General features: G+C 34.9%; 12 protein-coding genes. 7 read left to right on the top strand and 5 right to left on the bottom strand.

Going from position 1 to position 11,097, the window contains the following annotated elements:
• Positions 1-24 precede the first annotated feature (24 nt).
• Together QZ657_RS08115 and QZ657_RS08120 are read right to left on the bottom strand one after the other, a co-directional pair.
• Complete coding sequence (locus QZ657_RS08115) at positions 25-987, bottom strand: glycosyltransferase family 2 protein (protein ID WP_291961994.1); 963 nt, start codon at positions 985-987, stop codon at positions 25-27.
• A gap of 46 nt (positions 988-1,033) precedes the next feature.
• Positions 1,034-1,561, bottom strand: a complete 528-nt coding sequence (locus QZ657_RS08120) for a DUF4199 domain-containing protein (protein ID WP_291966156.1) — start codon at positions 1,559-1,561, stop codon at positions 1,034-1,036.
• 181 nt (positions 1,562-1,742) lie between these two features.
• Here QZ657_RS08120 and QZ657_RS08125 point away from each other — a divergent pair, with 181 nt between their 5' ends.
• The 3 genes from QZ657_RS08125 (at position 1,743) to mtaB (ending at position 4,746) form a co-directional block, all read left to right on the top strand.
• Positions 1,743-2,012: a type B 50S ribosomal protein L31 gene (locus QZ657_RS08125; RefSeq protein WP_276472211.1), complete on the top strand. Its 270-nt coding sequence runs from the start codon at positions 1,743-1,745 to the stop codon at positions 2,010-2,012.
• Between the two features lie 144 nt (positions 2,013-2,156).
• Positions 2,157-3,332, top strand: a complete 1,176-nt coding sequence (locus tag QZ657_RS08130) for a GlmU family protein (protein WP_291961993.1) — start codon at positions 2,157-2,159, stop codon at positions 3,330-3,332.
• Between the two features lie 85 nt (positions 3,333-3,417).
• The gene (gene mtaB, locus QZ657_RS08135) at positions 3,418-4,746 is read left to right on the top strand and encodes a tRNA (N(6)-L-threonylcarbamoyladenosine(37)-C(2))-methylthiotransferase MtaB (RefSeq protein ID WP_291961992.1); all 1,329 of its coding nucleotides are present in this window, start codon (positions 3,418-3,420) and stop codon (positions 4,744-4,746) included.
• Positions 4,747-4,784: 38 nt separating this feature from the next.
• Here mtaB and QZ657_RS08140 read toward each other — a convergent pair whose 3' ends face one another.
• A complete protein-coding gene (locus tag QZ657_RS08140; protein ID WP_276472214.1) occupies positions 4,785-5,081 on the bottom strand; it encodes a GNAT family N-acetyltransferase in 297 nt (98 codons plus the stop codon).
• Between the two features lie 188 nt (positions 5,082-5,269).
• Between QZ657_RS08140 and QZ657_RS08145 the strand changes: the two genes are divergently transcribed.
• Both QZ657_RS08145 and QZ657_RS08150 read left to right on the top strand, forming a co-directional pair.
• The gene (locus tag QZ657_RS08145) at positions 5,270-5,920 is read left to right on the top strand and encodes an alpha/beta hydrolase (RefSeq protein ID WP_291961991.1); all 651 of its coding nucleotides are present in this window, start codon (positions 5,270-5,272) and stop codon (positions 5,918-5,920) included.
• Positions 5,921-5,985: 65 nt separating this feature from the next.
• On the top strand, positions 5,986-6,942 hold the full coding sequence (locus tag QZ657_RS08150; RefSeq protein WP_291966157.1) for a lytic transglycosylase domain-containing protein: 957 nt from the start codon (positions 5,986-5,988) through the stop codon (positions 6,940-6,942).
• Between the two features lie 2 nt (positions 6,943-6,944).
• Here QZ657_RS08150 and QZ657_RS08155 read toward each other — a convergent pair whose 3' ends face one another.
• Entirely contained in the window at positions 6,945-7,460 is a 516-nt protein-coding gene (locus QZ657_RS08155; protein ID WP_276472217.1) for a DUF2892 domain-containing protein, read from the bottom strand.
• 267 nt (positions 7,461-7,727) lie between these two features.
• On the opposite strand from QZ657_RS08155, the gene rpmH reads away from it, so the two are divergent.
• The gene (gene rpmH, locus QZ657_RS08160; RefSeq protein ID WP_036155072.1) at positions 7,728-7,889 is read left to right on the top strand and encodes a 50S ribosomal protein L34; all 162 of its coding nucleotides are present in this window, start codon (positions 7,728-7,730) and stop codon (positions 7,887-7,889) included.
• 89 nt (positions 7,890-7,978) lie between these two features.
• On the top strand, positions 7,979-10,831 hold the full coding sequence (gene carB / locus QZ657_RS08165; RefSeq protein ID WP_291966159.1) for a carbamoyl-phosphate synthase large subunit: 2,853 nt from the start codon (positions 7,979-7,981) through the stop codon (positions 10,829-10,831).
• Positions 10,832-10,876: 45 nt separating this feature from the next.
• Here carB and QZ657_RS08170 read toward each other — a convergent pair.
• A partial coding sequence (locus QZ657_RS08170; protein ID WP_412759682.1) for an AMP-binding enzyme occupies positions 10,877-11,097 on the bottom strand: 221 nt, incomplete at its 5' end.

Here is an 11,097-nt window from a genome sequence, read left to right on the forward strand (position 1 = left end):
TGTGCATATAAATTAGTAAGAATTTTACTTTTCTAAAAGTGCTATGTTTATTTCTTTTGAAACTATATATCTTTTTTCTTCTTTTTTAGAACGTATCATTATTTCTCCTAAAAATCCGGCTAAGAACAACTGTGTTCCTATGACCATGGCAATAAGGGAAATATAAAATTGCGGACGATCAGTAATCAATCTTCCAAACTTGTTGATGAATAATTTGTCAATGCCCAAATAGATAGCAAACCCAAATCCGATCAAAAACATTAAAACGCCCAGTGCGCCAAATAAGTGCATGGGTCGCTTACCAAATCTAGATACGAACCAAATGGTCAATAAATCTAAAAATCCATTAATGAAACGTTCCATTCCGAATTTTGTTTTACCATATTTGCGAGCTTGGTGTTTTACGACCTTTTCTCCAATTTTTGAAAAGCCGGCATTTTTTGCAAGAACAGGAATGTATCTGTGCATTTCGCCAGATACTTCAATATTCTTGACAACCTCTTTTGCATAAGCTTTCAACCCGCAATTAAAGTCATTTAGTTGAACTCCAGATGTACGCCTTGCTGCCCAATTGAACAGTTTTGAAGGTGTATTTTTAAAGATGATGGAATCGTACCTTTTCTTTTTCCAGCCAGATACCAATTCGTATCCTTCATTGATGATCATGTTGTATAACTCTGGAATTTCTTCTGGGTTGTCTTGTAAATCCGCATCCATAGTAATGATGACATCACCGCTAACGGCTTTAAAACCTGCATGAAGAGCTTGTGATTTGCCGTAATTGCGTAAAAAGTGTATTCCCTTTACCGAAGGATTAAGAACGGATAATTCAGAAATTATATTCCAAGAGTTATCTGTACTACCATCATCTACAAAAAGTATTTCATAAGAAAAATGATTGGATTGCATTACGGATACAATCCAATCATGAAGTTCTTTAAGTGATTCTTCTTCGTTAAGTAACGGAATTACTATTGATAATTGCATGCGCGACTTCTGGTATTCTCTCCAAAAATACTACAATTACTTAGTATTAATAAGCAGCTTCTTCTTTTTTCAATATTAAGCCACCCAAAAGGGAAATTATGAGACCAAAAAATAAAGCGCTGATCAAACCAATTGCAGCACTTAAAAATGGACCGGAAAAGTTTTCCATCATTTTAACGGCTGCGTCAATTTCATCTTGGGTCATGCCAGGGTTTTGGGAAATCATTTCGGCTTTTTGAGCGGCCATCATATTGGTCATAAAATCAGGTTCAATAATATTGATAAAAATCATTTGATAAATAATTCCTATAATTGCTCCAATTAAAGCAATACCTATCCCTACTTTTATGGCTTCACTTATTGTTAGTAAATTGTTGTTAGCCTCTCTAAACTTGTAAATGCCAAAAACAATTACCCCTATCATTATGCTTATATTTACAGCGAATAGGGCAAGACTTTGTTCGTATTGTAAGCCGGCTATATATAGCATTACGGCAAAGGTGATGGTAAGTATACCTAATACTAAGCCGTAAACTCTAGCGAATTTTCCTGTTTTTGGTTGATTTTTTTCCATGATATAAAGTGATTATAGGTTGTTTTGTATATTAGTATGGTGTTGATATGTAATGTTACAAAAGTGATAAAATTTATTTTTAATATTTTTTTGATTTTGTAATAGTATGTTAGTGGATTTTCACTATTTTTGCAGCCTTAAAATGAGTGCCCGTCGGAATGGGTGCGTTAAAGTTTTTAAAATGAAAAAAGATATACACCCAGAAAATTATAGAATCGTGGCCTTTAAGGACATGTCTAACGAAGAGGTATTTTTAACGAAATCTACTGCAGATACTAAAGAAACATTAGAAGTTGATGGTGTTGAGTATCCATTGGTAAAATTGGAGATTTCAAGAACTTCTCACCCATTTTACACAGGTAAAGCTAAATTCTTGGATACCGCAGGTCGTATCGACAAGTTCAAGAACAAGTACAAGAAGTTTGCTAAAGAAGAGAAAAAAGAGGAATAGTATTTATATTATTTCCAGTACATATAACGCCTTCGAAATTTTCGAAGGCGTTTCTTTTGCATTTAACTTTAAAATAATGGAAGTTGTCCATAATCTATTATTGCTCTAGGGATATTTGTTAATTTTGAAAAAAAATCATTTTGTATGAACTTTATTCTTTTTGATGGTCCTCGTAGGAATCATCTTTTACCCTTTACATTTACACGGCCCGTTTCTGAAATTCGTGTAGGGATAATGACATTGAAAGAACGATGGGAGGCTTACCTGAAAGCTTCCGTAACTTCTTTGACAGAAGCATATTTAAGTGTTAAGTATCCTGTAATATTAGAAGATAACAATGTATTTATAGATGCTTCTATATTGCCTTCAAAGTATTTGATAACTATTGTTGGCTCATTAAAGGCCGGTGAAGTGATTAAATTGGGTGAAGTGGTAATAGCTTATTGTAGCTCTTCGGTAAAAACTATTGAAGAATTACAGGATTTTAAGAAAATTGATTTCAATGAAGATATAGTTCAGATCAATAACACTTGGGATATTTTCGATAAAAATGCGGATATTTTACAGTCCGATTTTGACTTCATCACAGAAGGACGAAAAAGTCAACCAATTTCAGATACCAATAGAGTAATACATCCGGAGCGAATATTTCTTGAAGAAGGAGCAAAGGTAGAGTTCAGTATTTTAAATGCTACCGACGGACCAATATATTTAGGCAAGAACTCTGAAATTTGGGAAGGTAGTCTTGTACGTGGTGCATTGGCGTTGTGTGATAATGCTATTATAAAAATGGGAGGTAAGCTCTATGGTGCAACAACTATAGGTCCTTTCAGTAAAGTTTGTGGTGAAGTCAGTAACTCCGTAATATTTGGGTACTCTAGTAAAGGGCATGAAGGGTATTTAGGTAATGCCGTATTAGGGGAGTGGTGTAATATTGGCGCAGATTCCAATAACTCTAATCTAAAGAACAATTATGCCAAGGTGCGTTTATGGGACTATGCAACGGAGCGTTTTGAGCAAACGGGTCTTCAGTTTTGCGGACTTATGATGGGTGATCATAGTAAAACGGCCATTAATACCATGTTTAATACCGGTACGGTAATTGGTGTGAATTCTAATATCTATGTTCCAGGTTTTCCTAGAAATTTTGTCCCTAGTTTTAGTTGGGGCGGTGCATCTGGGTTTACAACATATCAACCGGCAAAAGCATTTGACGCTGCAAAGGTAATGATGGCGAGAAGAGGAGTGGAGTTTAATGAGGTTGAAGCTGATATTCTGACCCATGTATTTGAATTGACAAAAAAGTGGAGAAAGTATTAATCAGTTGAGGCTGAATTTCAGTTAATTAGAATTTTATGGCAGAGTACGGTTTACGTATTTTTGTCCTCTTAAATAGATTGTTAAAATGAAGAAGAAGGTGGCTTTTTACACTTTGGGGTGTAAGTTGAATTTTTCAGAGACTTCTACCATAGCCCGCAGTTTTGCGGACGAGGGATTTGATAGGGTAGATTTTTCCGAACATGCGGACATGTATGTTATTAATACATGTTCTGTAACCGATAATGCCGATAAGAAGTTCAAGACCATTGTAAAAAAAGCGCAAAAGATTAATCCTGATGCTTTTGTGGCTGCCGTAGGATGTTATGCGCAATTAAAACCAGAAGAATTAGCAGATGTTGACGGTGTAGATTTGGTTTTAGGGGCTACGGAAAAATTTAAAATTACCGACTACATAAATGATTTGACCAAAAATGATCACGGTCAAGTTCATTCATGTGAAATAGCAGATGCGGATTTTTATGTAGGTAGTTATGCTATTGGTGATAGGACAAGGGCGTTCTTAAAAGTCCAGGATGGATGTGACTATAAATGTACGTATTGTACAATTCCACTGGCGCGGGGCATATCTAGAAGCGACACCTTGGAAAATGTTCTTAAAAACGCTGCGGATATATCAGAGCAAGGAATCAAAGAAATTGTTTTAACGGGAGTTAATATAGGTGATTACGGAAAGGGAGAGTTTGGCAATAAAAAACACGAGCATACTTTTTTAGAGCTAGTCCAGGCATTAGATGATGTTGATGGTATTCATCGTTTAAGAATTTCGTCTATAGAGCCTAATCTATTGAAGAACGAAACCATTGAGTTTGTATCTCAAAGTAAAACTTTTGTACCTCATTTCCATATTCCGTTACAAAGTGGCAGCGATGATCTTTTAAAATTGATGAAGCGCCGTTATATGACGGATCTATATAAAGAAAGAGTAGAAAAAATTAGGGAGGTAATGCCAAATTGCTGTATTGGTGTTGATGTTATTGTAGGGTTTCCTGGTGAGACCGAAGAACATTTTTTAGAGACATATCACTTTTTAAATGAATTGGATATTTCATATTTGCATGTCTTCACCTATTCCGAAAGAGATAATACTCCTGCTGCTACTATGGATGGCGTAGTGCCTAATAAAGTTAGAAGTAAGAGAAGTAAAATGTTACGTGGATTATCTGTAAAGAAAAGAAGGGCGTTTTATGAGAGTCAGCTAGAGAATGAGTTAACCGTATTGTTTGAAGGGGAAAACAAAGAAGGATATATCCATGGATTTACCGAGAACTACGTAAAAGTAAAATCTCCTTGGAATCCAGGGTTGGTAAATACCTTGCATAAAGTGAAGCTAACTGAAATAGATAATGATGGTCTGGTTAGGTTCAATTTTGTAAAAGAAGAAGTTGAAGTATAAAATAAAAGCCTTTCAATAGAAAGGCTTTTTTAATTTTGTTAGATGCGAATGCCAATTGGTAGCATTTCTTTGTATTGTCTTCTGTTCTTACGAAGAAAGCCTGCAATATGCGGACTTGTAGGTACAACTCTAAGATTTCTTTCTTGAATAATACTTAGAACGGATTTGATGAAGTTTTCTTTGAAATTTTCATCTTTAATTTCTTCTGGAACAACTAATTTGGTAAGGAATACCTTTCGTTCTTGAGAAGAATATTCAATTCTGGCTAAATGGCCATCTACGGTAGTTTCAAATTGTCGCAGAAAAGAATTGTCATTAATGATAACATCGTTCATATAGATAATTTTAGTGTTGTTATTAGACAAAAAAATTACGATGTTCTCATATCGTAATTAGTCTTTTGTAATGCTGTATAGAATTAAACACATGGAATAAGATGTGTTTTTCACATTATCTTACAAAAGTAGTTAAAAATTACTTAATTTCCTAGTTTTTACTACGTTTCGTAACTATACTAGCTATTATGATCCATGTGTATTGTATGCCGGGAATGGCTGCAGGTCCCGCTATTTTTGAGTATATAAAGTTACCAAAAGAAAATTTTGAACTTCATTTGCTAGAATGGAGTATTCCTACAAAAGGTGTATCACTAAGTGAATACGCTAAACAAATGAGTAGCATGGTAAAGCATGAAAACGTGGTTTTGTTAGGGGTGTCGTTGGGCGGAATCTTGGTTCAAGAAATGACAAAGTTTGTAGATGTAAGAAAAGTCATAATCGTTTCAAGTGTAAAAACAAGATATGAGTTGCCAAAAAGGATGCTTTTTGCAAGATATACCAAAGTACATAAGCTGCTTCCTACAGGTTTGGTCAACAATATAGAACTTTTGGCTAAATATGCCTTTGGAGAAAGTGTAACAAAGCGGCTGTCATTATATGAAAAATATTTATCGGTTAGGGATAAGGGTTATATAGATTGGTCTATAAACGAGCTGGTAAATTGGAAACAAGAGATACCATGTAAAAAATTGGTGCACATACAGGGTGAAAAGGATACCGTTTTTCCAAAAGAAAATATTACTGATTGTATAGTTGTACCTAATGGGACACATACCATGATTATACATAGGGCAAAATGGTTTAACCAGAACTTGGCAACAATTATTTTGGAATAAAATAGTTCTATATATACCTTTGGTAGACAGGAAAATTGATAGAAATAATATAAAAGATAAAATTCATGAAAACTATTAAGAATATATTGATGTTGTTGGGTGTGGTATTTGTTGCGGGTACATTGATATTTGCTGTAGGAAATACTACAGGTATGGCAAATAATAATAAGGTAGTTGCAAATGATAGTGTTCAGACCAACGTTTCTAAATCTTATAAAATTTCATCTATTGATATTCCTGAGAATTTAAATTTTGCAGGTGAAGTAGTTCCCCAGTCGGATCCAGAAATATTAGAGCGAATTGATCGTGAATTTTTAGTAAATACATATTGGCAGTCAAACGCGGTTCTATTGATTAAAAGGGCCAATAAATATTTTCCTATAATTGAACCAATTCTGGCGAAAAACGGTATTCCGGATGATTTTAAATATTTGGCGGTAGCAGAAAGTGGGCTTACCAATGTGGTGTCTCCTGCAGGAGCGACCGGATTTTGGCAAATAATGAGAGAAACAGGTAGGGAATATGGTCTGGAGGTAAACTCTAATGTAGATGAGCGCTACCATTTGGAAAAATCGACAGAGGTTGCCTGTAAGTATTTGAACAGATGGAAGAATAAGTATGGTAGCTGGGCCTTAACAGCGGCAGCTTACAATGCAGGACCTGGAGCTATCAATAAATACATGGGTATTCAACAAGTAGACAACTATTGGGATCTGTTGCTAGGTAGTGAGACCGGTAGATACGTTTTTAGAATAATGGCCATTAAAGAAATCTTGTCTAATCCTGAAAAGTATGGTTTTCATATTGATAAGGAAGATATGTACGAAGCCGTACCAACATTCAATGTAGAAATTGATAAGCCGGTAAGTGACTTTGCTGATTTTGCACAAGAATATGAAATCAACTACAAAATATTAAAGCGCCACAATCCTTGGTTGAGAGAGGCGCATTTAAATAACAGTTCTCGTAAAAAATACACTATAGAAATACCTAACAAAGGGTATTATAGGGAATCTAAATAATACTAGATTTTCTTCATCTGTTGTTGCATCATTTTGATCTGATCTGTCAACATGTTGTTCTTGTCTAATTTTTTAGCCTCGTTAAGTAACATGGTCGCTTCTCTTTTGCGGCGTTTCTGCATGGATATACCTGCTAAGCTTAATTTCGCCATGGCAACATCATAATCCATCGTTAATCCAAGTTTAAGGGCTTTTTTAAAGTATTTCTCTGCTTGGGTTAAATTGGTCTGGGAAAAAATGATTCCGTGTAAATAGTTATAGTATCCTTGTTGTTTTACGGTTAATGCAGCTTCAGGATTTTTAATTTTATCCAGCCAGTTTTTAGTGCCGGCCAAATCTTGCTTTCGCATTCGTAAAAATGCCAAAAGAATGATCTCGTTCCTAAAATATAAAAAGATAAAAATTAACGATAACAAGATTAGAAAAATGCCATTACCAATATTACCTTCAAAAAACTGGTAGACAGAATAGGCTATTATGAGTCCGGCTATGATTAATTTTAAATTTTTATTGAACATATTTTAAGTTTATTGATCTTATTAATTTTTAGTTGGGGTTTTTGGTTTTTAGCGAAACCCTATTAAAATATAGCTATTACGGTGCAAAATTTCAATTCGGGCAAAATTAATCAAAAGCTTCGTTTTGTGACGTACGGATTTATAAAAATATTTTTTTTCATAACCCTTGCTAAAGCAAAAACTCTTTGTATATTTGCGCCCAGTTTTACCCGTTCAATTAAAAGGGCAAATTTCAAAATTAATACAAAGCACTTAATTATATAGGCGATGAGCAAGAGAACGTTTCAACCATCAAAGAGAAAAAGAAAGAACAAACACGGTTTTCGTGAGCGTATGGCTTCCGTTAATGGAAGAAAAGTTCTTGCAAGAAGAAGAGCAAAAGGTAGAAAGAAATTAACTGTTTCCTCTGAACCAAGCCATAAAAAATAATGATTTCATTGTTTTAAAAATATTTAGGTGTTACTTTTCTGAAAGTAGCACCTTTTTTTTGTCCAATTCCCATATTAAATTGTTATAAAATGCCAAAAAGAAAAGATTTAAAATCCATTTTGTTAATAGGATCTGGTCCTATTGTTATCGGTCAAGCATGTGAATTTGATTATGCAGGTAGTCAATCTCTACGTTCGTTACGTGAAGACGGTATAGAAACTATTTTAATAAATAGTAACCCTGCAACGATTATGACAGATCCATCAATGGCAGATCACGTGTATTTAAAGCCATTGACTACAAAATCTATAATAGAGATTTTAAAGGCTCATCCTCAGATAGATGCAGTTTTACCGACTATGGGAGGCCAAACCGCTTTAAATCTTTGTATAGAAGCCGATAAAAAGGGGATTTGGGAAGATTTTGGAGTAGAATTGATCGGTGTAGATATAGACGCTATAAATATTACCGAGGATAGAGAGCAATTTAGAGAGTTAATGTTGAAAATTGGTGTTGGCATGGCACCACAGGCAACTGCAACCTCTTTCTTAAAAGGTAAGGAAATAGCCCAGGAATTTGGTTTTCCATTGGTAATACGAGCTTCATATACGCTTGGTGGTGCAGGTGCTTCCATAGTTTACAAGCCCGAGGATTTTGACGAACAATTAAGTTATGGTCTAGAGATTTCGCCTATTCATGAAGTGATGATCGACAAAGCCTTAATGGGATGGAAAGAATATGAATTAGAGCTGCTTAGAGATAAAAACGATAACGTTGTTATCATTTGTGCTATCGAAAATATGGATCCTATGGGTATTCATACCGGTGATTCCATTACAGTGGCACCAGCGATGACACTTTCAGATAGAACATACCAGAAAATGCGTGATATGGCCATACATATGATGCGTAGTATAGGTGATTTTGAAGGTGGATGTAATGTTCAGTTTGCCGTTAGTCCTGATGAAGAGGAAGAAATTATAGCCATTGAGATCAACCCAAGGGTGTCTAGATCATCGGCATTGGCTTCAAAAGCAACTGGTTATCCTATTGCAAAAGTAGCAACTAAATTGGCTATTGGTTATACGCTTGACGAATTGGATAATCAAATTACAAAATCCACTTCGGCATTATTTGAGCCAACATTAGATTATGTAATCGTAAAAATGCCACGTTGGAATTTTGATAAGTTTGAAGGTTCTGACCGAACATTAGGTTTGCAGATGAAATCTGTAGGCGAAGTAATGGGTATAGGACGTTCTTTTCAAGAAGCGTTACACAAGGCAACACAATCATTAGAAATCAAACGTAATGGCTTAGGTGCAGATGGTAAGGGGTATAAGGATTATAACAAAATTATAAGTAAGCTTACCATTCCTAGTTGGGACAGGGTATTTGTAATTTATGATGCCATACAAATAGGTATTCCGTTAAGTAGAATACATGAGATCACTAAGATTGATATGTGGTTCTTAAAGCAGTATGAAGAGCTTTATTTCTTGGAAAAAGAAATTTCTAAGTATACGATAGCGACACTTTCAAAAGACTTGTTGTTAGAGGCAAAACAAAAAGGTTTTGCAGATAGACAAATAGCCCATATGGTAGATTGTTATGAAAGTGAAGTGTATAACAAACGTACCGAACTGAATATTAATAGAGTTTATAAATTGGTAGATACTTGTGCTGCAGAGTTCAAGGCAATGACGCCATATTATTATTCAACTTTTGAAGCTGAAATAGAAAAGCCTGATGGTACACGTTATGTAGAAAACGATAGTGTAGTTACGGATAAAAAGAAAATTGTTGTTCTTGGATCCGGACCAAACAGAATTGGTCAAGGTATAGAATTTGACTATTGTTGCGTTCACGGAGTCTTGGCAGCTGCTGAGTGTGGTTATGAGACTATTATGATCAACTGTAACCCAGAAACGGTTTCTACGGATTTTGATACTGCGGATAAGTTATATTTTGAGCCGGTATACTGGGAGCATATATATGATATTATTCGTCATGAAAAACCAGAAGGTGTAATTGTTCAGCTAGGTGGGCAAACAGCTCTTAAATTGGCAGAAAAGCTTTCTAAATATGGTGTTAAGATAATTGGTACCAGTTTTGAAGCTTTAGATTTGGCTGAAGATAGGGGTAGTTTCTCCGATCTTTTGAAAGCGAACGATATTCCTTTCCCTCAATTTGGAGTAGCTGAAACGGCTGATGAAGCATTGGCGCTATCTGATGAGTTGGATTTTCCACTTCTGGTAAGACCTTCTTACGTATTAGGAGGTCAAGGAATGAAAATTGTAATCAATAAGCAAGAATTAGAAGAGCATGTAGTTGGTCTGTTACGCAAAATACCTAATAACAAATTATTGTTAGATCATTATTTGGATGGTGCTATAGAAGCGGAAGCCGATGCGATCTGTGATGGTGAAGATGTTTATATTATTGGTATAATGGAGCATATTGAGCCTTGTGGAATTCATTCTGGCGACTCAAATTCTACCTTACCGCCATTTAACCTTGGTGAATTTGTTATGCAGCAGATTAAAGACCATACCAAGAAAATTGCCTTGGCTTTAAATACGGTAGGTCTCATTAATATACAATTTGCCATTAAAGATGATATTGTATATATCATTGAAGCAAACCCAAGGGCATCACGTACGGTACCTTTTATCGCAAAAGCGTATAAAGAACCTTATGTAAATTATGCAACCAAGGTAATGTTGGGCGAGAAGAAGATCAAGGATTTTAATTTTAATCCTCAACTAGAAGGTTTTGCTATTAAGCAGCCGGTATTCTCATTCAATAAATTCCCTAATGTAAATAAGAATCTTGGTCCTGAAATGAAAAGTACCGGAGAAAGCATCTTATTTATTGATAGTTTAAAAGATGATGAGTTTTACAACCTTTATTCTAGACGTAAAATGTATTTAAGTAAATAGTCCATTAACCGGACTTATATTATAAGTAGAAGGGAAACTTTATTTTTAGAGTTTCCCTTCTGCGTATAATCTCCTTATTTCTTTCTTGTCAAATTTACCAACACTTGTTTTTGGTACTTCATCAATAAACTTATAATTTTCTGGTATTTGATAGTTGGCAAAGTCTTTTTTCAAATATTCCTTTAGTTCATCAGCGGATACAGTTTCGGTGTTATTGGTGAAAACCAATGTTGCCAAAGGTCTCTCGGACCATTTTTTATCTGGTA

This window comes from Maribacter sp. (assembly GCA_020629415.1).
Lineage (GTDB): Bacteria > Bacteroidota > Bacteroidia > Flavobacteriales > Flavobacteriaceae > Maribacter > Maribacter huludaoensis.